This is a genomic window from Qipengyuania sp. JB2-7 (assembly GCF_055693485.1).
The window spans coordinates 2,805,382-2,830,342 of sequence record NZ_CM146335.1; the positions used below are offsets into that span (position 1 = coordinate 2,805,382).

Annotated in this window: 22 protein-coding genes; 7 read left to right on the forward strand and 15 right to left on the reverse strand. The window is 57.1% G+C overall.

Features of this window, described 5'->3' with window-relative positions:
• Positions 1–7: 7 nt before the first annotated feature.
• Complete coding sequence (locus tag ACZ1GM_RS14120; protein ID WP_472677006.1) at positions 8–1,024, forward strand: efflux RND transporter periplasmic adaptor subunit; 1,017 nt, start codon at positions 8–10, stop codon at positions 1,022–1,024.
• A complete protein-coding gene (locus ACZ1GM_RS14125; protein WP_472677007.1) occupies positions 1,021–2,460 on the forward strand; it encodes an efflux transporter outer membrane subunit in 1,440 nt (479 codons plus the stop codon). The genes ACZ1GM_RS14120 and ACZ1GM_RS14125 overlap by 4 nt, the downstream gene beginning before the upstream one ends.
• Here ACZ1GM_RS14125 and ACZ1GM_RS14130 read toward each other — a convergent pair.
• Genes ACZ1GM_RS14130 through ACZ1GM_RS14160 form a run of 7 tightly spaced genes read right to left on the reverse strand, consistent with a single transcriptional unit; the run spans position 2,430 to position 9,188 of the window.
• Complete coding sequence (locus tag ACZ1GM_RS14130) at positions 2,430–2,792, reverse strand: HupE/UreJ family protein (RefSeq protein WP_472677008.1); 363 nt, start codon at positions 2,790–2,792, stop codon at positions 2,430–2,432. The genes ACZ1GM_RS14125 and ACZ1GM_RS14130 overlap by 31 nt on opposite strands.
• Positions 2,770–3,402 carry a HupE/UreJ family protein gene (locus ACZ1GM_RS14135; RefSeq protein ID WP_472677009.1) on the reverse strand — a complete coding sequence of 211 codons (633 nt, stop codon included), beginning with the start codon at positions 3,400–3,402 and terminating at the stop codon, positions 2,770–2,772. The genes ACZ1GM_RS14130 and ACZ1GM_RS14135 overlap by 23 nt, the downstream gene beginning before the upstream one ends.
• Positions 3,399–4,211, reverse strand: a complete 813-nt coding sequence (locus ACZ1GM_RS14140) for a peptidyl-prolyl cis-trans isomerase (RefSeq protein ID WP_472677010.1) — start codon at positions 4,209–4,211, stop codon at positions 3,399–3,401. The genes ACZ1GM_RS14135 and ACZ1GM_RS14140 overlap by 4 nt, the downstream gene beginning before the upstream one ends.
• A gap of 7 nt (positions 4,212–4,218) precedes the next feature.
• On the reverse strand, positions 4,219–6,135 hold the full coding sequence (locus ACZ1GM_RS14145; protein WP_472677011.1) for a DUF3604 domain-containing protein: 1,917 nt from the start codon (positions 6,133–6,135) through the stop codon (positions 4,219–4,221).
• A gap of 55 nt (positions 6,136–6,190) precedes the next feature.
• A complete protein-coding gene (locus ACZ1GM_RS14150) occupies positions 6,191–6,643 on the reverse strand; it encodes a MaoC family dehydratase (protein WP_472677012.1) in 453 nt (150 codons plus the stop codon).
• On the reverse strand, positions 6,640–8,061 hold the full coding sequence (locus ACZ1GM_RS14155; protein WP_472677013.1) for an aldehyde dehydrogenase family protein: 1,422 nt from the start codon (positions 8,059–8,061) through the stop codon (positions 6,640–6,642). Before ACZ1GM_RS14155 ends, ACZ1GM_RS14150 begins: the two co-directional genes overlap by 4 nt.
• 26 nt (positions 8,062–8,087) lie before the next feature.
• A complete protein-coding gene (locus ACZ1GM_RS14160) occupies positions 8,088–9,188 on the reverse strand; it encodes a CaiB/BaiF CoA transferase family protein (RefSeq protein ID WP_472677015.1) in 1,101 nt (366 codons plus the stop codon).
• Positions 9,189–9,340: 152 nt separating this feature from the next.
• Here ACZ1GM_RS14160 and cysD point away from each other — a divergent pair, with 152 nt between their 5' ends.
• The 4 genes from cysD to ACZ1GM_RS14180 are packed head-to-tail and all read left to right on the forward strand — an operon-like array spanning position 9,341 to position 14,282.
• The gene (gene cysD / locus ACZ1GM_RS14165) at positions 9,341–10,252 is read left to right on the forward strand and encodes a sulfate adenylyltransferase subunit CysD (protein WP_472677016.1); all 912 of its coding nucleotides are present in this window, start codon (positions 9,341–9,343) and stop codon (positions 10,250–10,252) included.
• On the forward strand, positions 10,252–12,159 hold the full coding sequence (gene cysN, locus ACZ1GM_RS14170) for a sulfate adenylyltransferase subunit CysN (protein ID WP_472677017.1): 1,908 nt from the start codon (positions 10,252–10,254) through the stop codon (positions 12,157–12,159). Before cysD ends, cysN begins: the two co-directional genes overlap by 1 nt.
• Positions 12,156–12,896, forward strand: coding sequence for a 3'(2'),5'-bisphosphate nucleotidase CysQ (locus tag ACZ1GM_RS14175; protein WP_472677018.1), 741 nt, complete (start codon positions 12,156–12,158; stop codon positions 12,894–12,896). Before cysN ends, ACZ1GM_RS14175 begins: the two co-directional genes overlap by 4 nt.
• A gap of 45 nt (positions 12,897–12,941) precedes the next feature.
• Positions 12,942–14,282, forward strand: coding sequence for an alpha/beta hydrolase family protein (locus tag ACZ1GM_RS14180; RefSeq protein WP_472677019.1), 1,341 nt, complete (start codon positions 12,942–12,944; stop codon positions 14,280–14,282).
• 93 nt (positions 14,283–14,375) lie between these two features.
• On the opposite strand, the gene ACZ1GM_RS14185 is transcribed toward ACZ1GM_RS14180, so the two are convergent.
• Both ACZ1GM_RS14185 and ACZ1GM_RS14190 read right to left on the reverse strand, forming a co-directional pair.
• Positions 14,376–15,155, reverse strand: coding sequence for a M48 family metallopeptidase (locus ACZ1GM_RS14185; protein WP_472677020.1), 780 nt, complete (start codon positions 15,153–15,155; stop codon positions 14,376–14,378).
• 41 nt (positions 15,156–15,196) lie between these two features.
• Positions 15,197–16,624, reverse strand: a complete 1,428-nt coding sequence (locus ACZ1GM_RS14190; protein WP_472677021.1) for an aldehyde dehydrogenase family protein — start codon at positions 16,622–16,624, stop codon at positions 15,197–15,199.
• Positions 16,625–16,772: 148 nt separating this feature from the next.
• On the opposite strand from ACZ1GM_RS14190, the gene ACZ1GM_RS14195 reads away from it, so the two are divergent.
• Positions 16,773–17,435 (forward strand): flavin reductase family protein, encoded by a 663-nt coding sequence (locus ACZ1GM_RS14195; RefSeq protein ID WP_472677022.1) that lies wholly within the window; start codon positions 16,773–16,775, stop codon positions 17,433–17,435.
• A gap of 34 nt (positions 17,436–17,469) precedes the next feature.
• Here the strand turns inward: ACZ1GM_RS14195 and ACZ1GM_RS14200 are convergent, their stop codons facing one another.
• The 6 genes from ACZ1GM_RS14200 to ACZ1GM_RS14225 all read right to left on the reverse strand — a co-directional run bounded on the left by ACZ1GM_RS14200 (position 17,470) and on the right by ACZ1GM_RS14225 (position 24,807).
• The gene (locus ACZ1GM_RS14200; RefSeq protein WP_472677023.1) at positions 17,470–18,621 is read right to left on the reverse strand and encodes an acyl-CoA dehydrogenase family protein; all 1,152 of its coding nucleotides are present in this window, start codon (positions 18,619–18,621) and stop codon (positions 17,470–17,472) included.
• A complete protein-coding gene (locus tag ACZ1GM_RS14205; protein ID WP_472677024.1) occupies positions 18,618–19,661 on the reverse strand; it encodes an acyl-CoA dehydrogenase family protein in 1,044 nt (347 codons plus the stop codon). The genes ACZ1GM_RS14200 and ACZ1GM_RS14205 overlap by 4 nt, the downstream gene beginning before the upstream one ends.
• Positions 19,662–19,678: 17 nt before the next feature.
• Positions 19,679–21,601 (reverse strand): acetate--CoA ligase, encoded by a 1,923-nt coding sequence (acs, locus tag ACZ1GM_RS14210; RefSeq protein ID WP_472677025.1) that lies wholly within the window; start codon positions 21,599–21,601, stop codon positions 19,679–19,681.
• A gap of 81 nt (positions 21,602–21,682) precedes the next feature.
• Positions 21,683–23,017 carry a glutamate--tRNA ligase gene (gltX, locus tag ACZ1GM_RS14215; RefSeq protein WP_472677026.1) on the reverse strand — a complete coding sequence of 445 codons (1,335 nt, stop codon included), beginning with the start codon at positions 23,015–23,017 and terminating at the stop codon, positions 21,683–21,685.
• Between the two features lie 149 nt (positions 23,018–23,166).
• Positions 23,167–23,796: a PEPxxWA-CTERM sorting domain-containing protein gene (locus ACZ1GM_RS14220; RefSeq protein WP_472677027.1), complete on the reverse strand. Its 630-nt coding sequence runs from the start codon at positions 23,794–23,796 to the stop codon at positions 23,167–23,169.
• Between the two features lie 303 nt (positions 23,797–24,099).
• Positions 24,100–24,807, reverse strand: coding sequence for a PEPxxWA-CTERM sorting domain-containing protein (locus ACZ1GM_RS14225; protein WP_472677028.1), 708 nt, complete (start codon positions 24,805–24,807; stop codon positions 24,100–24,102).
• Positions 24,808–24,961: the final 154 nt, after the last annotated feature.

Genomic DNA, 24,961 nt, shown 5'->3' on the forward strand with positions numbered 1-24,961 from the left:
ACGTCCCATGGCTTTGCTCCCCGAAAATGTAAGCTTCTCCCGCAAGGTATTGCCGGCAATTGCCATACTCGCGCTGATCGCGGCGGCCATTTACATCGCGTTTGGCTTGCCCAATCGAGATTTGTCCGAACCCGAGCGCGAACCCCCTCGCGCGACTGGCGAGTTAGCCGATGGCGCCCGCGTGGCGGGTGCCGGTGTGGTTGAGCCATCGAGCGAGTTGATACAAATCGGAACCGCTCTATCGGGCCTTGTCACCGATCTGCGTGTCCAGCCCGGTGATTTTGTCGAGAAAGGTCAACCGCTCTTCACCGTCGACACTCGCGCCATTCAGGCATCGGCGCGCGAAGCGAACACCGCCATCGCCGAGGCACGCGCGGCCATAGCGGAAGCGCGTAGCGCGCGAGCCACCGCTGCCAGCCAATTGGCTCTCTATCGTAACGTCTCTGATCCTGCCGCTGTCAGCCGCGCTGAGGTGATCCGCGCGGAAGGCGAAGCGTCTGCCGCAAATGAGCGTTTAAGACTTGCTCAGGCGCGTTTGAGTGCCGCTCAGGCCCGCGCAGGTGCGGTGCAGACCGAATTGGGCCGCGCGGTGGTACGCGCTCCGATTGCCGGTGAAATCCTCGCAGTCAACATCCGCCCTGGCGAATTCCTGTCCACAATGGGTGGCGGCTCGATACCGTTTATCGAGATGGGTGAGACCCGCCCGCTTTATGTTCGGATCGATATTGACGAAGAGCAGGCACCCCGCCTTGCGATGGGCGCAGAGGCAACCGTTTCGCCGCGTGGCGCCGCAAGCGAGCAGGTTAAGGCCAAATTTGTGCGCGCCGAGCCGCGTGTCGTCCCCAAGCGGTCGCTAACCAACAGCGCGCAGGAACGGGTCGATGTGCGAGTCCTGCAAGTGCTGTATGAACTGCCAGCCCGTGACGATGGCCTGTTCCGGGTCGGTCAGCAGGTCGATGCGTTTATTCCAGCGCGCGACCGCGCAGCGCAAGAGAGCGATACAAGCGAGGGAGAGGCCGAGTGACCCGCGCTCGTTTCGCGCCGCTCCTTGCCGCGATTGCGTTGACGGCCTGTGCTGGAGGTCCGCCACCCGAAATCGCGACGCCCACACCACCACTGCCAGCAGAATTCCTGTTCGCGGCGAATGCAGATGAGACCGCCTCGCTGGAGGCGTTGCTACATTCCGGCGACCCGGCCTTTATCAGCCTGTCCGAGCAAGCGCTGGCGAACTCCCCAACATTGGGCGAGGCACTTGCGCGGGTCGAACAAGCCCGCGCCAGTGCAGCACGCGCTGGTGCAGAGCGTTTGCCGAATATTGGTGCAGACGCCTCGATTGCGCGAAGCCGTACGAATATTGGCACATTCCCCGAAAACGCACCATTCGATCTCGATCTGACACAGACAAACTACGCGGCGAATATCACGGCGCGGTGGGACCCTGACATCTTTGGCGCGTTACGTGCACAGGAACGCGCAGCATTGCTACGCACTGATGCTGCAGAAGCGGGCGCAGATGCCGTACGCTTGGCTCTGTTGGCGGAGATTGCCGTCACAGTGATCGATTGGCGCACATTGGCGAACCGCATAGATGAACTGCGCAGCGATCGCGACGCAGCGATAGAACTTGCGCGGCTCGCGAAGGTGCGAGAGGATGCGGGAATAGCGCCGGGTTTCGACCGTGTTCGCGCCGAAAGCGCCGCCGCTGCATCACGCAGCAGACTGGCTGCGCTAGCAAGCGAACGTAATCGGCTTGCGGGACGGCTAGTGACACTGACCGCGCAGCCAATGCCGGAGGTGTTGCAGGCTCTCACGCAACCTCCAGCCCCGCTGTCGCAAGCTGCTCCGCCAGCATCATTACCGTCAGATTTGTTGAACAATCGTCCTGATGTTCGCCGCGCTGCAGCCAATCTTGCCGCAGCCGACGCAGACCTCGCCGCGACCGCACGTCGCCGTTTCCCGCAATTCACTCTGTCAGGAGCTATCGGCCTCCTCGCTTTTGACCCATCTGACATTTTTGACGAGGATAGCATCGTCGGATCGCTAGCCGCAGCCGTCGCCGGGCCTTTGCTCGATTTTGGTCGATTGGAGGCTGAGATTGATAACGCTGCTGCAGGCAAAAAAATCGCCTTTCAAGCCTATCGCGGTGCGGTATTCACCGCATTGGGCGACGCGGAAACTGCTTACGGACTGGTTGCATCCAGCGATGCAGAGGCCGCAGCGGCTATTGTCGAACGCGACAGCGCTCAGCGCGCTGCAAGGCTTGCCAATGATCGCTATGAAGCAGGTCTCGCCGACTTCCTGACCGTGCTCGAGGCGCGTCGTTCAGCTGATGCGAGCGGAGAAAGAGCCGCAGCGGCTATTGGGCGCGCTCAGCGGGCACGTGTGTTGCTGTGGCAGGCGCTAGGTGGCGACCCAAGCGCATCGCGTGATCAGGAAACGAGTCGCTCAATCAGCCAGTAAGAACCGGTAATGCCGATGCCGTAAGCAGCAATCTTTGTTACAGGTTCCTCAGCCGACGAAGTGAGGCGCTGTATCGCAAATCGCAGCGCAATCACTGCAGCGATCACCATCAATTGGCCAGCCTCAACACCCAGATTAAAGCTGATCAGTGCCGCTGGAATCTCTCCCTCTGGCAAACCAATTTCTCGCAATGCCCCGGCAAAGCCGAAACCATGAAACAATCCAAACCCGAAAGCGACCAACCATGGCAGGCGCCGGGTAATCGTATCGACATCGCCGCGCGCCACCTCGACGGCAAGAAACACAATGCTAAGCGCGATCAGCGCCTCCACTGGTTTTTGCGGCAGACCAGCGAAGCCCAGCGTGACGTACCGCAAGCGTGATCGAATGCGCAACAGTGAACGCTGTTGCTGCCTTGATAACCGACCAGACACCAGACACCAGCAACACCAAAGCGGTGACGAATAGCAGATGGTCCCAGCCCTCAAGGATATGCTCGACGCCGAGCCCGAAATAGCTGCGCCAAACCTGCCAGCTATCGGGTTTTTCGGCGATAGTTGCGCTTGGTTCTACGCTGGTCAGACGAAAGGTTTGCACCGGCCTTTCCAATGGCTGCACGCGAAGAAGAGCATCGCCCGTGATGACAAGATCAGGCGCGCTGATCTGATCCCCGACAGGATCGCCATCACATCGCACCTCAACCTTGCCGATGAGTGCTGCCGTCGCTCTCCGCTCGCTTGGCCTCCCAACCATCGCGCAGCCGCCTGGTACTATCGGTAGGGCCAGCCGATCAGTGGGGCGCGTCAGCGGCTGCTTCCAAGCGAGAGACCATGTTTCTGCATCGACCTGCGTGAAAGAAAGAGAGGCTGGGCGCAGTTCGTCAGCGTTTGCAGGCGTGTTACATAGCAACGCCAACAGGGCGGTAACTATCAGGCGGATCACTTCTCCACCGACACGCTGTAGGCACCGCGCAAAAGTTGATACGCTGCTTCGCGTCGCGCGCCGATTGTGGCCGTTCGCCATTCATCCTCAACGCGCTGCCGAATATCGGAAAAAGGCGGTACCTCCCCCATCCCTTTTTTGCGCACTCGCACAATATGCCACCCGAAGCCGGAGGAGATTGGCCCCGTCCATTCCCCATCAGGTTCGATCGCGACAAGTTGTGCGATAAACTCCGCTCCAAAACGCGTCTCGATCTGCTGTGCTTCTTCGTCTGTCACTGTCGAAGGCAATGATATGTCCTCTCCCAGTTCCTGCCACTCATCGAAGCCATTCACACCCCGCAACGCATCGCGCGCAGTCAGTTCTTCTGCGAACCAGAGCTGGTCGAAATGATAGGTGGTTCCGACGGCAAATCGCTCTGGATTGTCAGCCAGCCATTGTTTCAGGGTCGCATCGCCCGGGCTTTCTGTTTCCGCTTCTGCCCCAGCTAACCCATCCATCTTGCGCGAAAGACGTCGCCTGACCACGGCATCGTCACGATCAAGGCCAAGCCGGATCGCCTCGCGATACAAGACCTCATCCCTTACCCAGCGGTCGATCAATCCATCGAGTTCAGCATCGGTCGGTGAGCGCTGGATTGTCCGTTCAAACTGTAGAGCGAGTGCGGCCTGCACTTCGCGTGTGACGGTGATCGACCGGCTTTCCGGATCAACCTCTCCGCCACGCCAGGCGAAAAAGGCAAACAATGCCGCGCCAGCTATCAGGAAATGGATGAGCGGGTCGCGCATCCATCGTCTTGCAACGCTCATGAGCCGATCACGAAGCCCCGGCGGCTAGGCGGGCAGGATTGAGCCAGATTGGTGAGCTGTAGGCACGCTCTTGCGATACCACGTCAGCATCGATTGGCAGCTCAATGCCGAAACGGACCTTGTCAAACAGTACCCAACGCGGCGTCGGTATCTCGATCACTCGCACATAGTAAAAGGCGCGTTGTCCTGCGACATAGCCTGGATCGGACCAAGTGACGCGCAATTCCGCTGCACCAATGTTATTGGTATAAGTGGCGGCGTCCCGATCCACGGTATCGCCTACAGGATCGACCCCGTCTCCTGTGCGACGCCGTGCTTCCATATCGCTCCACACGACATCATAAACGCGTTCCTGCGCTTCGCCGTTGGCATCAACCCAGCCCTTTACGACCTGAACCCGGTCGAGATTGGCCCCATCGGGATCCTTGAGAGCCGAAATCAGAAAGCTCGGCGCGCTGCCAGTGTCACTCAATTCGCCACCCATCGGGACACCGCGCGCATAGCCTTCGCGCACCCAATCCCCATCCCAATCGCTTTCGGTGAAATCAAACCCACCGAAAACGCGAACGGTCATGCGCGGTCCTGTGGTCGCATAGACTTCGCGCCGGGCGAATGCGTCAAAAATCTCTGCACGTGTATTCCCGCGAGCCCAGGCCGCGGCATATCCGCCGGCGAGATAGTGCCACCCAAACCGCCCCTCACGGGTTCCAAGATTCTGCGCCTCTCCAGCGCGACCTTCCCGCGGTTCGTTGCCGGTATGTTTGCCGAAGAAGTTATCTTCGTCAGCCGTGGCAAGCGACGTATGGCTATCGGTCGAACCGATCATACCAAAGGCATAAGGATTAACGCCGATCTGTTCTTCGATCGTCAAACCGCGCTTTAATGCCTCACGCACGTAATTGCCGCGATGCATCTCTGGCTCTGTTTTCGCCGTGAGCGGCAGATTGCCCAGCTCCCAGCCAGTATTGCCAAAGCCAGCAAACTCGTCATTGGGCGACATGAATGGGTGGGCTTCGCTGTCACCCTTGATTTGCGTGACCTCAACAACTGGCTCATATTTCGCACGCTTGCGCGCGTACTCCACGGTCATCGGCCCGCCGCCAGGCATCGTCAGTTCAAACATCAGTCCGTTGGAAAGGTTTGAATTGTGCGGGATGGCCAGCACCCTGCCGCCGGTGGCTTCTTCGTAAGCCGCCATATAGTCCCACAAGCCTTCTACTGCGGTGGTTAGGCCCGGATAAGGGACGACCTGACCGGTCCGCGCACTCCCGTCGCGGAACATAACCACGCGGTGCAGGTTATTGCCGTCCGGCATCAGCGTATATTCAAAACCCGCCAGCGCCGTGAATTCTCCCGGCACATTATAGCGATCTAGCGTTTTGAGATGCGCACCCCAGATTTCTTGAGTCGCTTCAGCCTGTTGTTCGGGGTCTGCCAATGCTTCAGGCAAATTTCCGTTTGCTGCTGCCGTGATCAGTTCAGCAATGGCCAGCTGCGACTGCTCCGGGCCTTCGTGCATCATGTCATACCAACGCAGCAAAGTGTCATCGCCCATGGCAACCACGCCCAAACGCGGGGCATCGTACAGCCGCCGAGTAGCTCCGAGCCCGTCAGAGTGATCAGCGATAACCAAGAAATCGAGCGGCCTTGCGAGCTGCGCGCTCATGCCCGTGGTTGCGGTGACTTCATCACCGCGTGCGAATTTCAGCGCCTCTTCTGGCCCAAGCCTGACGCCGAAGCCAAAGGCATCAACCGAGTTGTCTGTATGAAGGTGGGTGTCCCCCCAATACGGTCGATCGGGAAATTCAGCGAGCTCGATAGTGCCTTCGCCATCACCGCTTTGGCTCTCGTCAACAGTCTCGCCGCACGCCGCAAGCGCAATTGCCGCAGTACAACCAAGCATTCCAGCCCAGATCAAGCGCATGCTTACCTCCCCTTTTATCTCCGAGAGGGAGTTTGGGCTTAGCGGGGCAAGCGAGTCAAGCCGGGGCGGATTTCAGCAGGGCTGACCGCGTGCAGCGACATACGATTTCATCGCGTTGATTGATGGCCTCGTGCTTGAAAGTGACAATGCCCTGTCCCGGGCGCGACTTACTTTCGCGCAGGGCAATTACCTCGCTGCGCGCGCGGATCGTATCACCGATAAAAACCGGATTGGGCGTAACAACATCATTGAAGCCTAGGTTCGCGACCAGCGTGCCAAGCGTAGTGTCGCTCACTGACAGCCCCACGAGCAAAGAGAAGGTGAAAGTGGAGTTGACCAAGATCTGACCAAAACCGCTTTTCTTCGCCGCCTCGACATCGAGATGTAGCGGCTGAGGATTGTGAGTCATGGTGGAGAACAGCAGATTATCCGTCTCAGTAACCGTCCGGCGAATGTCGTGCTCGATAGTCTCGCCGACTTCCCATTGATCAAAGAACTTGCCGCTCATGAACTGTATCCCATCACGGCTTTGATCTCGAGAAACTCGTCGAAACCAAAGCGGCCCCATTCGCGGCCATTACCGCTTTTCTTGTATCCGCCGAATGCTGCGTGCATGTCATAGCCGCCGTTGATCGCGACGCGTCCCGCGCGAATGCGACGCGACAACTGGCGAGCGGTGTCGATATCCTCGCCCATGATGTGACTGGCTAGGCCGTATTCGGTGTCATTGGCAATACGGACGGCATCGCCATAATCCTCATAGCCAAGGATCGTAAGAACCGGTCCAAATATCTCTTCGCGCGCGATCGCCATGTCATTGGTGACGTCTGCGAAGACGGTCGGCGTAACGAAATGTCCGGTTTCCAGCCCCTCAGGCTTTCCCGGGCCGCCAGCGACCAAAGTCGCACCTTCATTGATCCCGGCTTCGATCAAGCGCTGAATCTTATCCCATTGGGCTTTAGATACGACAGGGCCGATGGTGGCATTGCCTTTCGGATCACCGGGAATGACTTTGTCCGCTGCTTCCTTCGCCGCCGCCTTAGCTTCCTCCATCCGTTCATAGGGGACCAGCATCCGGCTGGGTGCAGTGCACGTCTGGCCGGAATTGCTCATCATAGCGGTCGTGCCGCTCGCAACGCTATGCGCAAAGGCGCCGTCGTCCAAGATGATGTTGGGGCTTTTGCCGCCCAGCTCTTGCGCGACGCGCTTGACCGTCGGCGCTGCATTGGCCGCGATTGCGATGCCTGCGCGGGTTGAGCCGGTAAAGCTAACCATATCGATATCGGCATGCCCGCTGATCGCCTCGCCAACTCCTAGCCCATCACCGTTGATCAGGTTGAACACACCCGCTGGCACGCCTGCCGCATGCATGATCTCGGCAAAGATATAGGCATTGAACGGCGCAATTTCGGATGGCTTGAGGATCATAGTATTGCCCGTCGCGAGCGCTGGAAAGACTTTGCAAGCGATCTGATTAAGCGGCCAATTCCAGGGGGTGATCATGCCGACTACGCCAACGGGCTCGTAAAGATGCAGCGTTGGTCCATCCCAGCGCTCGAACTCAAAGCCTTCCAGAATTTCAATCGCAGTTTGCAAATGTCCGGCCATCAATGCCGTGTGCGGACCATTCGCCAGCGACATCGGCGCACCCATTTCATCACTGATCGCGGTCGCCATTTCTTCGCGGCGCTTGTCAAACTCGCTCGCGATCGCACGCATCAGTTCAAGGCGGGTTGCGCGAGAGGAGAACTGCCAATCTTCAAACGCACGCCGCGCCGCGGCAACCGCGCGGTCAACATCGGCAGCGCTGCCGAAACTGATGTGGCCGATGGTTGCTTCCGTCGCCGGGTTCTCGACCGCCTGCGGATTTGGCTGCGCCGGATCGACCCATTGGCCGTCGATGTAGAACTGCGTGAAGTCGCGCATTGGGTCTTTTCTCCTCTGCGCCCGGCTTAGCCTCCCCCGGCTCCCTCATCAATCCAGCGCGCCACCACTGATGCGCCTTCCTGATCGCTGTTGCGGATAGTGCTTTGGCTACGACTAAAACGCGGGGCAGGCGCGGTGTGCCACATGCCATCGCGCTCCTCATAAAGCCCTCGCGCCTTCATATGCGGATGCTCTCGCGCTTCCTCGAGCGGGATTACAGGTGCGAAACACGCGTCGCTGCCTTCGAGCAGTTCTGTCCATTGCACTTGTGTCTTGGTCTTGAACAGAGCGGCAAGTTTGAGCGTATAATCGTCCCAATTGGCGGGATTCATTTGCCCGTTGCGAAGCTCCGCTGGCGCATCAGCTTTTTCCAACAACTCAGCATAGAATTGCGGCTCGATCGCGCCGACGCTGATCTCTTTGCCATCAGCACATTCATAACACCGATAGAAATGCGCCGCACCGCCCAGCATTCCTTCGCCGCGACTAGTGGTCAGGTAAGGCATGTGCCGGACGCCGAAGAAAAAGCTCATCAGGCTGGTCACGCCATCGACGATCGCCGCGTCAACAACTTGCCCCTTTCCTGACCGCTCTCGCTCAAAAAGCGCCGCCAGAATGCCGAGCGCGCAATACATCGAACCGCCGCCGAAATCGCCGACAAGGTTTTGTGGGGGTACCGCCGTTTCGCCCTTGCGACCGACTGCGTCCAAAGCGCCTGTGATCGCTATGTAATTCAAATCATGACCCGCCGCATGGGCCAGAGGCCCATCCTGTCCCCAGCCGGTCATCCGCGCGACAATTAAACGCGGGTTGGCCGCGAGCAAATCGTCAGGGGCCAACCCCATCCGCTCTAGCACGCCCGGTCGAAACCCTTCCAGCAAGACATCCGCATGGCGCAGCGCATTGCGGCAAAACGCCAGCCCTTCCTCGCTCTTCACATCGACTTCTACGCGATGGCGCGCGCGCTCAACAACAGGGTTGGCTGGCTGCGTGCCGGCACGCTCGATACGGACAACCTCGGCCCCCATATCAGCGAGCAGCATGCCCACATGCGGGCCCGGCCCGATCCCAGCAAACTCTACCACCCTTACTCCAGTAAGCGGCCCGTTCTGCCCTGTTTCGTTCATTGCGCACTCTCTCCCATATGCCACAAGGTATTGGCGGACCGCATACGGATTTGGCAAGCCCATTCGCGAGCGAACCGAAAAGGCAAACTTCCCACCCTGCAAGCAAGCCGTGGTTGTATGCGAAGGCGCGAGAGCAGACATAGCGGCGCAATATGACGGCCCTCAATCATCTCCAGCGCCTCGAAGCAGAGGCGATCCACATTATGCGCGAAGTCGTGTCGGAGGCTGAAAAGCCGGTGATGCTCTATTCCGTTGGCAAGGATAGCGCGGTGATGCTGCATCTGGCGCGCAAAGCGTTTTATCCCTCGCCACCGCCATTCCCGTTGCTGCATGTCGACACGACCTGGAAGTTTCGGGAAATGTACAAGCTGCGCGGCAAGGCCGCTGAAGATGCTGGGATGGAGCTGCTGATCTGGCAAAACCCCGAAGCCAAAGAGCGCGGCATCAACCCATTCGATCACGGCCCGGTCCACACCGACATGTGGAAGACGCAGGGGCTAAAGCAGGCGCTCGATCACTATGGATTCGATGCGGCCTTTGGCGGCGCGCGCCGCGATGAAGAAAAGAGCCGCGCGAAAGAGCGTGTGTTCTCATTCCGAACGACCAGCCATGGCTGGGACCCGAAGAACCAGCGACCGGAACTCTGGAACCTCTACAACACACGCAAGAGCCGAGGCGAAAGCATCCGGGTATTTCCACTGTCCAATTGGACCGAACTCGACATTTGGCAATACATTCAGCTGGAAGAGATCGAGATCGTCCCGCTCTATTTTGCAGCGCCTCGCCCGACTTTCATGTGGAATGGCGGGCTATTTATGGCGGACGATGTGGAGCGACTTGAGACAGTGCTCGGCACAATGCCTGAGATTACCGAGCGATCAGTGCGTTTCCGAACGCTCGGCTGCTTCCCGCTTACTGGCGCGGTGGAATCGGGCGCAACCACCTTGTCCGAAGTGGTGCAGGAAACATTACTGACAACCACGAGCGAACGTCAGGGCCGCGTGATTGACAAAGACGCTGGCGGTGCCGGTATGGAAAAGAAAAAGCAGGAGGGGTATTTCTGATGACGGAGCCCCGTTACCAAACTGACGCGCTCATCGCTGAGGATATCGAGGCTTATCTCGAACAGCATCGCAACAAGGATCTGCTGCGCTTCATCACTTGCGGCAGCGTTGACGACGGCAAATCAACCCTGATTGGGCGCCTGCTTTACGATTCCAAAATGGTGTTTGAGGATCAACTCGACGCGCTGGAAAACGATAGCAAAAAACAAGGCACACAAGGCGAGAATATTGACTTTGCCCTGCTCGTGGACGGGCTCGCAGCGGAGCGTGAACAGGGCATCACCATTGATGTCGCTTATCGGTTTTTCAATACCACAACGCGCAAGTTCATTGTCGCCGATTGTCCAGGGCACGAACAGTACACCCGCAACATGGTCACTGGCGCATCGACCGCCGACCTTGCAGTAATTCTGATCGATGCACGCAAGGGCGTACTCGTACAGACCCGTCGACATTCTTATCTGTGCCATCTGCTAGGCATCAAGAACATCGTGCTGGCGGTCAACAAGATGGATCTGGTCAATTATGACCAGAAGACATTTGACGATATTCTTGCCGACTATCGCACCTTCGCCAGCGAGATTGGCATCGAGGATTTTACCGCGATCCCGTTGTCAGGGCTGGTCGGCGACAATATCACCGGCAAATCCGATGCCATGCCGTGGTACGATGGCCCTACCCTGATGGAGCATCTGGAAAGCGTTCCGGTGAACAGCGCCGTCGCGTCTGAGAAGCCGTTCCGGATGCCGGTGCAATGGGTCAATCGACCCAATCTCGATTATCGTGGATTTGCTGGCCAGATCGCGACGGGCGACATCACGGTTGGCGATGCAGTTCGTATTTTGCCGTCAGGCAAAACTACAACAGTCAAAGCGATCACGACGTTTGATGGCGACCTCTCTCACGCGAGCGCTGGCCAGTCGGTCACCCTTACACTCTCGGACGAGGTAGATTGTTCACGCGGCGATGTGATTGCGGAGGCTGACAATCCACCGCAGACCGCCGATCAGTTCGAGGCGACAATCGTCTGGCTTGATGAGGAAGAATTGCTGCCTGGGCGTGGATATTGGCTCAAACTGGCATCGCAATCGGTGACGGCGACAGTCCAAGAGCCCAAATGCGAAATCAACGTTAATACGATGGAACAGCTCGCAACGAAAACGCTTGCGCTGAATTCCATCGGCATTGCCAAGCTGGCGACTGACAAGCCCATCGTGTTCGAGCCCTACGCTGATAGTTCAGCGCTTGGCGGCTTTATCCTGATTGACAAGATTACGAATCGCACGGTCGGGGCAGGTATGCTGCACTTCAGCCTGCGCCGTTCGCAGAATGTGCACTGGCAGGCGGTTGACATCAGCCGCGAAGCCCATGCGCGCCTGAAAAACCAGACACCTCGTGTGCTGTGGTTCACCGGTCTTTCTGGCTCGGGCAAATCGACCATCGCCAATGAAGTTGAGAAACAGCTCAATCTGATGAACCGGCACACCTTCCTGCTCGACGGAGACAATGTACGGCACGGGTTGAACAAGGATCTGGGCTTTACCGAGGCTGACCGGATTGAGAATATCCGGCGCATTGGCGAAGTCGCAAAATTGATGGCGGATGCTGGCCTGATTGTACTGACTGCCTTTATCTCACCTTTCCGAGCGGAACGCGACATGGTCCGCAAAATGCTACCCGAAGGTGAGTTCACCGAGATTTTCGTCGATACTCCTCTAGAGGTTGCGGAAAAGCGCGATGTTAAGGGCCTTTATAAGAAAGCACGCAGCGGCGAGTTGAAGAACTTCACTGGGATCGACAGCCCTTATGAACCACCTCAGAACCCTAACATCACAGTCAACACCGTCGAGATGACGCCAGAAGAGGCGGCCAAGCACATCATAACCGAGATCATGCCCCTAAAATGAGTATGACTGACGGGGAACTGGCCGCGCATCTGGCGTGCGAAGCGGGTGAACTTTCGCTCAAGCTGCGCGAGCAGTCGACCCTTGAAGGTAAAGAGCTGGGCAAAGCGTGCGATAAGGCGGCCAATCAGTATCTGGTGAAGCGGCTACGCGAGGAGCGCGCGGAGGACGGTCTGCTCTCTGAAGAGAGCAAGGACACAGAAGAGCGCCTGTCTAAAGACCGTGTTTGGATCATAGACCCGGTCGATGGCACACGCGAATATGGCGAAGGGCGGCATGACTGGGCCGTGCATGTCGGCCTTTCGGTGGGCGGCAAACCTGTGCTCGGCGCAGTTGCCCTGCCCGGTCTCGGCGAAGTTTTGCGCAGTGATGAACCGCGCGCCATCCCCGACACGCTGCCATTGCTACGCATGGTCGTCAGCCGTTCGCGCCCGGCGAAAGAGGCCGTGGCCGTCGCGGAAAAACTGCATGCTGAGCTGGTCCCGATGGGAAGCGCAGGTGCCAAGGCAATGGCGGTCATCCGCGGCGAAGCGGATATTTACCTGCATTCCGGTGGTCAGTTTGAGTGGGACAATTGCGCACCTGCTGCGGTGGCGATTGGCCATGGCCTGCACGCCTCGCGCATTGATGGTTCGCCGCTCATTTACAACAACCGCGACCCCTACATGCCCGACCTGTTGATTTGCCGAAAAGAGCATGCGGTCCGCGTGCTGGACGAGATCGCCAAACTTGCGCCATAAGGCGTTGTGGTGGAGGCATCAAACCGGTGCCAGCAGGGAGAGATCATGAAGAAACGCCATATAGCGTTAGCCGCGTTAGCGGTCTTAGGCTTGGGTCTCGGTGCGACAGCCTATGTCGCGAGCCCGACCATTCATGCAGGCGCACCGGGCGAGGCGCCAGAGCTTGGTCGACCGGGTGTACATACCGTTGGCACACAAGAAGTGGCCTACACTCTGCCGGACCGGGTCACATTCCCGAAGCTGGGCCTTGCGACAGGACAAATCGAGCGCAAAGATCGGAGCCTGCAGGTGCGCTTCTGGTATCCTGCTGAAGCCAGGGCGACGGCTGATCCGGTCACCTATACGCATACCATGGCACCTCCTGATATGGAGCCTTTTACTTTGGAATTCGCAGGGCGCGCTTTTGCCGATGCGCCGCCCGCTGACGAGAGCACCTACCCGCTCGTGTTGATTTCGCACGGCTTCAACGGTTGGTCGACTCAGCTCAGCAATCTCGGCGAGCATCTCGCATCTCACGGCTATGTTGTCGCCTCAATCGATCACGCCGATATGAAGCTCGAAGGGGCAACAGACTTCCTCTATTCCTTTGCGAAAGTCCTGGTTGATCGGTCACTCGATCAGCGCCAAGTGCTCGCGCACATTCTGCAACAGAAGACCGAGAGACAAAATGGCATTGCATCGATTGTCGATAGCGAACAGATCGCGCTCATCGGCTATTCTATGGGCGGATATGGCGCGCTGGCCAATGCGGGTGGCACTTACGATTTCGAAAGCGATACTTTTGACGCAGTACCAGGCGATGCCCTTTCCGAACTCAAAGCAGAGCTAGCAGAAGCTGCACCCATTAATGCCGTCATTGCGATGGCTCCATGGGGAGGTCAGCCAGACAACCGTGTTTGGAGCGCCGCGACACTGAGCCAGGTTGAAATCCCAGCGCTGATCATCTCTGGCGGTATCGATGATGTTAGCAATCACGCCGAAGGCATCAGCTGGATTTTCGATCAATTGTCAGGATCAGATCGGCATATGCTGGTGTTTCGCGAGGCGCGCCATAACATCGCGGGCAATGCATTTGAATTGCCCGAAGGCGCACCCTTTCGCGCTATCGAATTTCTCAATGAGCCAGTGTGGCGGCAGGATCGTATCAATGGCATCAATCAGCATTTCGTGACCGCCTTTCTGGACTTGCACCTGAAAGGCGAGGAAACGAAACGCGCCTATCTCGACGTGCCTGTCCCAAATGCAAATGACAGCCAGTGGCAAGTCAGCTTCGGTGATCAGCTAAACGGCAAACTGGCTGGTGAGAGCGAGCCAGAGCACTGGCGCGGCTTTCAGCGGCGTTGGGCCGTAGGTTTGGATTTTGTGTCAAAGAATGCGGGCGAGTAGGGGTTTAGTGCTTCTGACAGCCCAGCCACAAAGACCAATAGAAAACGGCCGCCCAGTTTCCCAAGCGACCGCATTTCTCGTCATTTGGAGCGGTCAGAGCTTTTTGCGCATCCGGTCGGCGCGGCTCTTTGGGCTCGGATGGGTCTGAAGAAGTTTGATGCCGGGTCCACCGCCGCTCAACGCAGCCAGTTTTTCCATCGCAGTGATGCAGCCTTGCGCATCATATCCATTGGACTTCATAAAAGTCAGCGCATAATCGTCAGACTGACGCTCCGCCTTCTGAGAGTGCTGCGCGGTCACAACATCACCAAACAGCTTGCCCAGCTTTGAATCAGCAATCCGCGCGACTTTATCGCTCGCTGTTGACGCGACACTCACGGCAGCATCCTGTTGCAGTGCGCTGCGCATGCGTTTCTTGCTGTGCTCAAGCTTTACATGGCCAATTTCGTGACCAATGACGCAGCGGACTTCATCATCGTTGAATTCGTCCATCAGCCCGGCGAAAATGCGCACCGTGCCGTCACCCATGGCAAAGGCGTTCACGTCTTTGACCAGATATGCCTTGATATCGAGGGCAAGGCCATCATAGCTTTCGAGCCCGTCAGTAAGTGCGGCAAGCCTTTGACCATAAGGATCATCCATGGTGGCGATCGGGTTCTGGCTATCCATTTCTTCAGACATCTGGCTGAAGAAAACGATCATTTCCTCGTCAGAATAATCAGCAGCTTCCGCCACTTTCTTTGCAGAGTCGAGCGCCTTACCGATTTTGAACTGGGCCGCCGAAGGCACGGCCAATCCGACACCCGCGATCAAAGCAGCGGCGAACGCGGCCTTCCCACCAAACACACGTTTTTTCCAACTAAAAGCTGACACAGCTCAATCCCCTCAAAAATGTACAAGCATCTGCCCCCAAACTAGGCAGGAACGTTATCCTTTTTGACAGTGATTACTTGAGGATACGTAAATTCCAGCAAGCCCTCTTTACCATATTCAGCACCGAAGCCCGATTGCTTGTGACCGCCGAAAGGCGCAAACGGGGACAGGTGCAGATACTCGTTCACCCACACTGTGCCGGTTTCAAGTTGCTCCGCAATCTCGACGCCCTTGTCCGGGTTTGATGTCCAGACCGCACCGGCAAGCCCATACTCTGAATTGTTGGCACGCTCGATCACTTCGTCCTCAGTGGCGAACTTCATCAGTGGCATGACCGGGCCAAACTGTTCCTCGGCGACAATACGCGCATCTTCGGGTGGGTTATCGAGAATGGTGATCGGCACGTAATAGCCTGTGCCAGATGGATCACTGTCGCCACCTGTCAGGAACTGATAGCCGTTGTCTTTAGCATCTTGGATCAACTCAAGCACGCGTTCGTACTGCTTCTTATTCTGGATCGGACCAACACCTGTGCCCTGCTGCGAACCGTCCCCCACTTTAACGGATTTGGCATACGCAGCGATTGCTGCTGAAAGATCGTCATAGATGTCTTCGTGAATGTAGACGCGCTTTGCCGCGACGCAGATTTGCCCGGCATTGGAAAAGCTTGACCAGAACAGCTGTTCAGCCACTTTCTCAACATCGGCATCGGGCAAAACAATCGAGGCATCATTGCCGCCAAGCTCTAGGGTAATCCGTTTGAGATCAGCGCTGGCGCCTTCCATGATCTTTTTACCGGTCGCGGTTGAGCCGGTGAAAGTGATTTTGTCGATGTCCGGATGCTGAGTGATCAGCGGACCAAGGGAGTCTTCACCCGTGATGATATTCACCACGCCGGCGGGCACCACGTCTTTGATCAGTTCCGCGATACGAAGCGTCGCGAGCGGAGTAAATGGAGACGGCTTGAGCACGATTGTGCAGCCGGAAAGGATAGCTGGCGCAATCTTCTGCATCGCCATCATCACCGGGAAATTCCACGGCACAATACCGCCCACGACGCCGACAGGCACGCGTCGGGTGCGACTAAGCCGTGTATCGCTATCCTCATTGATTTCATCTTCGAGGTCGAGTGTCGCCTGAGCGCCGGCCATTCCTGCGGCACCGTAAATTTCGCCCTTGGCCTGATCATGCGGTTTGCCCTGTTCCGATGTCAGCAGCTGGTACAACTCATCAGCATTTTCCTTGATTACACCGGCGATTGCCTGAACCACCTTACGGCGATCCTCAATCGGGGTTTTTGACCACGCTTTGAATGCACGTCGAGCTGCAGTAACCGCTTTGTCGAGCTCCGCTTCGCCGCACGCAGGCACGAGCGCGATGACCTCTTCATTCGCTGGATTAAGCACTTCCATGGTGCTCGCAGTTTCCACCAGTTCGCCATCAATCAGGTTGGGGAATGTCTTGGTCATGTCTCTCTCCATACGTGCGCTCTCAAGGACGCGAATCTCAGTTGCAAATCCAAACGTACATGCAAGCTGGGCATCACGCCACTGTTTGCAACAGCGTTTTGCTGCGTGGCCCTATGAATTCCAACCGACCGCCCCTAGATAACGGCATATGAGCCCCGTACGCACAGATGCCAGAGAGTTTCGTGATGCGCTCGGTTCGTTTGCAACAGGTGTGACGATCGCCACAACGCTTGGCCCAAATGGTGAACCAATCGGCGTAACAGCGAGCAGCTTTAATTCGGTCAGTATTGATCCGCCGCTGGTGTTGTGGTCGCTCGCCAAAGATAGCCTATCGCGCCCCGCCTTTTGCAAGAGCGGCCATTTTGCGGTGCATGTTTTGTCGGCCGATCAAGAAGAGCTAGCCAATCGCTTTGCGCAAACTGGCGCGGACAAGTTTGCCGATCTTGAGTGGGCGAGGGGTAAGCTCCGCTCACCGGTCCTGGATCACTATGCTGCAAAGTTCGAATGCCGGACTCAACATCAGTATGACGGTGGCGATCACATAATCATGGTTGGTGAGGTAATTGATTTTGAGGCGCATGACGAGGCGCCATTGCTGTTCCATGGGGGACGTTATGGCGATCACCGGCCACGTACAGAACCGCAGACCGAGAGCGGTACCGTGAGGAAGAGACGGTATTATCTCTCGTCGCCAAATTGCATGCCCTTCTCGCTCGCCGCGCCGAAAGCGACGATGCACATATGGGCGACCTCAATATTGACGATATGCGTGACGCCGAACGAAGCCTTTTGCGCCTCATCGACCGCATAGAAGCCTCAGCCACATCTGACTAAGAGAGCGCCCTTCACCGCAAGCCAAGCCCCCGCGCGATAATCCCGCGCAAGATCTCACGTGTACCGCCGCGTAGACTGAATGAGGGCGACACCATGACGAGATGATTGAGAACGGCCAGTACATCTTGTGTCGCTTCGCTGCGCGGTGCGAACTCGATAAGCTCGCGCGCGACGGCGGGTATGTCCTGCTCTAAAACCGCGCCGAGGTCTTTGATGATGGATGCTTGCAATGCCGGGTTTTCGCCATTCTCCAGCATTGTGGCTACCCCGCGCGACAAACGCCTGAGGACGACAGTATGCGACACCATCCGACCTAATGCAGCCAGCGCATATGGGTTACTTGATCCAGCCAAAATACGCGTCAGCTGAACCACAAGTTCAAACGAAGAAAGAAAGCGCTCCGGACCGCTACGCTCAAATGCGAGTTCGCTCATCACCTGATTCCAGCCATTGCCTTCCTCGCCAATCAGTGCATCTGAAGAAACGAATGCGTCCTCGAACGTTACCTCGTTAAAATGTTCCTGCCCGGCCAGATCGCGGATGGGCCGGATCGTAATCCCGTCAGTGCTCCTCAGATCAATCAGCAACTGGCTCGTACCGGACTGACGATTTTCCACCCCTCCACTGGTCCGACAAAACAGGATCATATAATCCGCGCGGTGCGCGTTCGTTGTCCATAGCTTGGTGCCGTTAATGCGATAGCCGCCATCGACAGGTTCTGCGCGGGTGCGGGTCGCCGCAAGATCCGAACCGGAATCAGGTTCGCTCATACCGATGCAGAAAACACATTCTCCCGCCGCGATTTTTGGTAGTATCGCTTGACGCTGTGCCTCTGTCCCAAGGTTCAAGAGGAGCGGGCCACTTTGTCTTTCGGCGATCCAGTGCGCCGAAACCGGCGCGCCAGCAGCCAGCAATTCTTCGACCACTACGTAGCGTTCAAAGGCTGACCGTTCCTGCCCGCCGTATTGTTTTGGCCAGGTCATGCCGAGCCAACCTTGTTCCCCAAGCTTACGGCTGAAGTCTTGATCGAAGCCATCCCAACTGCGTGCCTTGCTCAAAGGCGTCTCACCAACCATTTCGCACGCCAGAAATGCTCTAACTTCCGCGCGCAACTCCTCTGCGGCAAGGCTCGCAACTGGCTGGGGGAACGGTATCTGGGTCATGCCAGTTCGGTAATCATCGGCCAAAGCTGCTCCGGTCCGGTTTTGGCAGCAGCCTCGCCCAGCTCACGATTCCAATAGGTCTCGCTGCCAAACTCATCACGCCACGACCAAAGCGCGCGCGTGTACTGATTGAGATCATGTTCTTGAGTGAAACCTATTGCGGCAAATATCTGATGAGCGATGCTCGCCCCCTCACCGGTCGCTTCGCTAGCGCGCGCTTTCGCTGCGCCAAGCGTTAATCGCGAGACACGAACGGCAAAGCTGCTTGCTGCAAGATCTGCGGCACCATTTGCCGCCACGCTTTCACCAGCCAATCGCGCAAGGTTTTGCTGCACCGCCTGAAATTTCGCGATGGGTCGCCCGAACTGCACCCGGTCGCCCGCATAAGTCACGGCCAAGTCCAACACGCGCTCCAATGCCCCTGCGATGGCCGCAGCGCGCATTGCCGCTCCCGCTTGCTCCACCATCGGGGCAGGCAAATCGGTCGCTTCACCGACGGAATCATCGGAGAGCTTCACATCAAAAGTCAGATCGTCGCGGGGATGGCCTGCTAGGTTTGTCCCATTTCGAATACCCACGTGCTGATGATCCAACCGTATGATGTGACCATCGACCCAAAAAGCCGTGCTGGCGAAGCGTCCCCATGGGACGGCGCGCAAAGTGCCCGCCGCGTGCCAGGCATCACCGCGCCTTTCCAAGATCACATTCACATTCCTGGGATCGACGATGGTAAGTGGGTCATCACTCGGCGCGAGACCAGCCTTTGCCAAAAGCCAATTGGCAACCATCGTCTCCGCAATTGGTAACGGCACACAATGCCTCGCCGCTATCCGGACAACCGCCAGCGCATCTTGTGCAGGAAGAGCGAATCCGCCTTCCTCCTCGGACAACAGCATAAAGGGCGCACCAAACTCAGCAATCGCACGCCAAGCCTGCACCAGCCATTCGCCCTGCTCCGCACGGCGGACTGCCGCGCTATCAATAGCCCCCGCAAAGACACGCTCAGCGGTGTCGAGCAAAGGCGTCACGTCATCGCTCATGAACTATCGGCCAAACGTCACTGACGGCCCTCAATCAGCCTATCGACCAAGCTCGGATCGGCAAGTGTCGAAGTGTCGCCCAGCGAGCCAAAGTCGTTTTCCGCAATCTTGCGCAGAATACGACGCATGATTTTGCCAGAGCGAGTTTTGGGCAACCCATCGGTGAACTGAATCTTGTCAGGTGTCGCGATTGGCCCGATTTCCTTGCGCACGTGCTGCTTCAGTTCGGCGAGCAGCTCACCCGATCCATCCTCGCCAGCATTTAAAGTCACGTAGCAGTAAATGCCCTGCCCTTTGATATCATGTGGATAGCCAACGACCGCAGCTTCTGCGACGAGGTCATGCAAGACCAAAGCGCTTTCGACCTCTGCCGTACCCATGCGGTGTCCAGAGACATTGATGACATCATCGACACGACCGGTGATCCAGTAATAGCCATCCTCGTCACGGCGACAGCCATCACCAGTGAAATACTTGCCCATATAAGTGCTGAAATAGGTTTGGATGAACCGATCATGGTCGCCATAAACACTGCGTGCCTGGCCTGGCCAGCTATGCGTCAGACATAGATTACCGTCCGTCGCGCCTTCCAGCACTGCGCCGTCATGATCAACAAGCTGCGGTGCTACCCCAAAAAACGGCAGGCCAGCACTGCCCGGCTTCATGTCGTGGGCGGATGGAAGTGTAGTGATCATACAGCCGCCCGTTTCTGTCTGCCACCACGTATCGATGATCGGGCAACGCCCTTCGCCAACAACGTCAAAGTACCAGCGCCATGCCTCTGGATTGATGGGCTCACCCACACTGCCAAGCAGGCGCAGGCTGGAGCGATCACGATTGGTCACAAAGTGATCGCCTTCACGCATCAGCGCCCGGATCGCAGTAGGCGCCGTATAAAGAATATTGACCGCATGCTTATCAACTACGTCCCAGAACCGCCCATGATCGGGATAGTTCGGCACGCCCTCAAACACGACCTGCGTCGCGCCGTTCATCAGCGGGCCGTACACGATATAGGAATGGCCCGTGACCCAACCGATATCGGCAGTACACCAGAACACTTCGCCCGGCTGATAATCGAAAATGTAATTGAAAGTGGTCGCCGTCCATACCCCATACCCGCCTGTGGTGTGCAGCACACCCTTGGGTTTGCCGGTGGACCCTGACGTGTAGAGGATAAACAGCGGGTCTTCCGCCTTCATCGGTTCGCAGGGGTAGGCTGCATCCGACGCGAGATCGTGATACCAATGATCCCGTCCGCCATGCATGGGGATGTCTGCGCCTGTATGCTTGACGACTAACACGCCTTCAACATCAACTCCGGGTAGCTCTAATGCCGCGTCTACATTGGCCTTGAGCGGGATCGGCTTTGCTCCGCGCAGCCCAGTATCGGCGGTGACGACAAATCGGCTTTGGCAGTCCGTGATCCGGCCAGCCAACGCATCAGGTGAGAACCCACCAAAAACGACAGAGTGAATTGCGCCGATCCTCGCGCATGCCAGCATCGCAAGCACGCCTTCGATTACCATTGGCATGTAAATCGTGACACGCTCGCCCTTGGTCACGCCGAGCGATTTCAGGGCGTTGGCCATCTGCACGACTTCAGCCTTAAGCTGCCCATAGGTGAGCGTGCGACCGGGGGTGCTCGGATCATCCGGCTCAAAAATCAAGGCTATGGCGTCACCGCGACCCGCGACCACATGGCGATCAACTGCATTGTGGCACAAGTTCAATTTGCCATCGGCAAACCACGTGATTTCAACTGGATCGTATGACCAATCGCCACCTCGAGTCGGAGGTGTAACCCAGTCTAAACGCTGGGATTGCTCCAGCCAGAAACCGTCGGGATCAGCGAGTGAACGGTCGTACATCTCGCGGTATTGTGTAGCGTCACAATGTGTGGCGCGATCTGTATTTGGCCTGCCGACAAAGTCGCTCATGGATAAATCTCTCACATTGATTTTTGCTCGAACCCTAAGGTGCACATGCCGGGAATCCAAGCAGTTCCCACACCAGGATCGCTATGTTTGATTGACAGCGCCTTCCAACCTCGCGCGCGCCTCTTGTTCACCGATGAGAGGCAGGAGTTCACCCATGTCTGGCCCGTGGCTCATGCCAGTAAGTGCCTGCCTCAGGGGCAGAAACAGAAGCTTGCCTTTCCGACCCGTGCTCTCTTTCAGAGCAGACGTCAGCGCGCTCCACGGATCATCTGACCAACTCAGTGTCTTTGCTGCCTCGGCCAGATAAGCGCGATCTTCGTCGGAGAACTCGGGTTGCTCAATTGGGCCAGTCACCAAACGCCACCACTCGTCTGCCTCCGGAACGGTCGCAACATTAGGCCTGACGGCATGCCAACCGGCTTCGTCCATACCTTCTGGCAAGCGCCCGGCAACATCAGCAAATGGAAGCTCGTGCACTATTGCCGTGTTAACCCGATCGAGCTCTGCGTCATCGAATTTCGCTGGCGCGCGTCCAAAAGTGGACAGATCAAATGTTTCAAGCAGCTTGGTTCGGTCCACAATAGGCTCGACTGGCAAAGAGGTGCCCAATCGCGACAACAGCGCAATCACAGCCTCTGGCTCAAGCCCACGTTCGCGAAACGCATCACACCCCAGCGACCCCAGCCTTTTGGACAGCTTGCCTTCCTTGCCAATTAGCAACGCCTCGTGGGCAAAGTTTGGTGCTTGAGCACCCATTGCCTCAAACATTTGGAGCTGTACCGCTGTGTTCGAAACGTGGTCTTCCCCGCGCAGCACATCGGTGATGCCCATGTCGATGTCGTCGACCGTGCTGGGCAACATATAAAGCCAGGAGCCATCTGCACGCCGGATAACCGGGTCAGAAAGCTGCGCTGGTTCAAATTTTTGGGTACCGCGAACCCCATCTTCCCATTGAATAGGTGCGCTATGATCAAGCTTGAAGCGCCAGTGCGGGGCAATCCCGTCTGCCTCTTTCGCCGCACGATCCGCATCGCTCAGATCCAGGGCCGCGCGGTCATAAATCGGTGGCAACCCCCGACCCAGTTGTATTTTGCGTTTCAGCTCCAGTTCTTGCGCCGTTTCATATGCGGGGTAGATGCGCCCGCTTTCCTTGAGCCGCGCAAACGCCGCCTCATAGCTCTCCAACCGATTTGATTGGCGTTCTTCGCGATCAGCGGACAGCCCCAGCCATGCCATATCCGCACGGATCGCCTCGACATATTCCTCTTTCGACCGCTCTGCATCGGTATCATCGATACGGAGCACAAATGTGCCACCAGAACGACGGGCAAGCATCCAGTTGTGAAGTGCGGTGCGGATATTGCCGACATGCAGACGGCCAGTGGGTGACGGGGCGAAGCGTGAAATCGTGGACATGCGCGTTGCTATAGGCATTCCAGCGAAGAGCGAAAGCGTTGAAAGATGTTTTGCAAATGTCGGTGTCACTAGAACGCAAAAGGGCCGCGAGACATGCTCACGGCCCCTTCCCCTGTTCTACCTGTCGCTGACGCGGACAGGTAACCTGATCAGACGTAGCGTACGCGTGTGTTCACACGAGCTTGCTTGCTGCGAAGCATGCCACCAAGCGCGAAGAAGCCGAGAAGCATCATTGCCCAAGTTGCGGGCTCTGGAACAGCCGACGCAGTGATTACGCGGATGTAGTCGCCCGGTGTACTCGCGCGCAGATCTACGAATACCTGATTGCCCGCAAAAGACGCAGAATCATTACCCTCAAGGCCGCGCAGACCAGGGTTTTGATATGTCACATTTGGATTGCCGAGCAGCGCATCGGTCGCCAGCATTTGGCCGGTGGCGGTCAGGATCGCCAGAACTTCGCCATCGAAAGTAACATTACCTTCCATGGTCGTGCTGTTTTGCGGATCAAAGTACACATAGTGACTGTTGATGAAAGTACCCGCCGTGATGCCGGCAAGGTCAGCGAGCAGTTGCACGTTCTGCGCTTCGTCAAAGGCAAACAGATTTGGCGATTGCTGCTGATTGTTACCAACGATAAAGCCAGGCATGGGGTTTTCTTGAACAAATACCCCACCTGAATTGCCGCCGGTCACTTCACCAGCAACAACCGCTGCGTTCGCAGAAGTCGCACTTATTGTCGCGGTTGCACCAAGCACCGCCAGTTTTGCAAGTTGTTTCATATCATCCTCCAAAATCGATCCACGCGTTCCCGATATGGAAACACGTTTTTCATGGTCGCTTTGCCCGAAGGAGGTTTCCACCTGAGGCGGAGAAGCCGTTTTTAAGAATCGGCTTTCGTATGGTTGATGGGGTATTAAGTACATTTGGGTAACTGCGCGTGTACAGAACCGACACCAAGGCCAGTTTTGTGATCGCACAACATGATTGTCCCGCATTGAGACAGCTTCAAAGCAAGACCCCGCCAGAGCGAACTGCTCCAGCGGGGTCTTTGTCATTTTCGTCCGCGCGAGCGCGGAAGCTTGTTATACGTAACGAACGCGTGTGTTCACACGAGCTGGCTTGCTGCGCAGAACGCCGCCAAGTGCAAAGAAGCCGAGAAGCATCATCGCCCAGGTTGCTGGCTCTGGAACAGCACCGCCAGGTACGGCAGCACCCAATGTAATGTTGTCAAAACCGATCTGGTTGGCGACGCCTCCGAAGTCGACCGACATAGCCGTACCAGCAAAGTTCACACCAAATGCATCCCACTGGCAGAATGGCGTTCCGTTCGGATCGCCCACACAATTGCCGCCGTTCGGGGTCAAGTTAAGCTGAGCAAGGATGTTGCCAGTGCCATTCAGCCCATCCCAAACGGTTACGATGCCGGCGTCGTTGGCATTCGAAGCGTAGAAAAATGAGAAGCCAGTATCAAAACCGGCTGCTACGTTCATAGTCGCTGCACCACCATCAAGGAAAAACACAATTGTGTCCGGGCTTGGTTCGTTCCCGAAATTCCCGCCACCGCCAGCGTCAGCGTCAATCAGGCCAAGCGAGGTGCTCGAAAAGCCGATGCCGTAGTTAGTGCCTGAGTTTCCTTCACTATCTGTGCCACCGTTATAGAAGTCATTGACGGACGCACCGTCACCCACACCCTCAAAGTCGAGAACGATTGTCGATGCCGAAGCCGATGAAGCCATTGTAAGGCCAGCAACAGCAAACGCTGTGGTGGCAAGTGTTTTGCTAAGTTTCATTGTATTCCCTCGATTACTGATGCGCGAACGCATGCCTCCATTGAGTGTGCTGGTTTACGTACCAGCACTCGAATCGACCCCTATTTATGGTTGATGAGGCTTTAACCGAGTTCCTGGGTTTAGATTAGTACAAACGCGACACGCGAACATTCTG

Coding starts and splice junctions, on each gene's coding strand:
- ACZ1GM_RS14160 (WP_472677015.1), bottom strand. CDS start 9,188: ATGAACGAAACAGGGCAGAACGGGCCGCTTACTGGAGTAAGGGTGGTA.
- ACZ1GM_RS14175 (WP_472677018.1), top strand. CDS start 12,156: ATGAGTATGACTGACGGGGAACTGGCCGCGCATCTGGCGTGCGAAGCG.
- acs (WP_472677025.1), bottom strand. CDS start 21,601: ATGAGCGACTTTGTCGGCAGGCCAAATACAGATCGCGCCACACATTGT.
- ACZ1GM_RS14200 (WP_472677023.1), bottom strand. CDS start 18,621: ATGACCCAGATACCGTTCCCCCAGCCAGTTGCGAGCCTTGCCGCAGAG.
- ACZ1GM_RS14120 (WP_472677006.1), top strand. CDS start 8: ATGGCTTTGCTCCCCGAAAATGTAAGCTTCTCCCGCAAGGTATTGCCG.
- ACZ1GM_RS14220 (WP_472677027.1), bottom strand. CDS start 23,796: ATGAAACAACTTGCAAAACTGGCGGTGCTTGGTGCAACCGCGACAATA.
- ACZ1GM_RS14150 (WP_472677012.1), bottom strand. CDS start 6,643: ATGAGCGGCAAGTTCTTTGATCAATGGGAAGTCGGCGAGACTATCGAG.
- ACZ1GM_RS14225 (WP_472677028.1), bottom strand. CDS start 24,807: ATGAAACTTAGCAAAACACTTGCCACCACAGCGTTTGCTGTTGCTGGC.
- ACZ1GM_RS14145 (WP_472677011.1), bottom strand. CDS start 6,135: ATGCGCTTGATCTGGGCTGGAATGCTTGGTTGTACTGCGGCAATTGCG.
- ACZ1GM_RS14155 (WP_472677013.1), bottom strand. CDS start 8,061: ATGCGCGACTTCACGCAGTTCTACATCGACGGCCAATGGGTCGATCCG.
- cysD (WP_472677016.1), top strand. CDS start 9,341: ATGACGGCCCTCAATCATCTCCAGCGCCTCGAAGCAGAGGCGATCCAC.
- ACZ1GM_RS14195 (WP_472677022.1), top strand. CDS start 16,773: ATGAGCCCCGTACGCACAGATGCCAGAGAGTTTCGTGATGCGCTCGGT.
- ACZ1GM_RS14140 (WP_472677010.1), bottom strand. CDS start 4,211: ATGAGCGTTGCAAGACGATGGATGCGCGACCCGCTCATCCATTTCCTG.
- ACZ1GM_RS14190 (WP_472677021.1), bottom strand. CDS start 16,624: ATGACCAAGACATTCCCCAACCTGATTGATGGCGAACTGGTGGAAACT.
- ACZ1GM_RS14180 (WP_472677019.1), top strand. CDS start 12,942: ATGAAGAAACGCCATATAGCGTTAGCCGCGTTAGCGGTCTTAGGCTTG.
- ACZ1GM_RS14205 (WP_472677024.1), bottom strand. CDS start 19,661: ATGAGCGATGACGTGACGCCTTTGCTCGACACCGCTGAGCGTGTCTTT.
- gltX (WP_472677026.1), bottom strand. CDS start 23,017: ATGTCCACGATTTCACGCTTCGCCCCGTCACCCACTGGCCGTCTGCAT.
- cysN (WP_472677017.1), top strand. CDS start 10,252: ATGACGGAGCCCCGTTACCAAACTGACGCGCTCATCGCTGAGGATATC.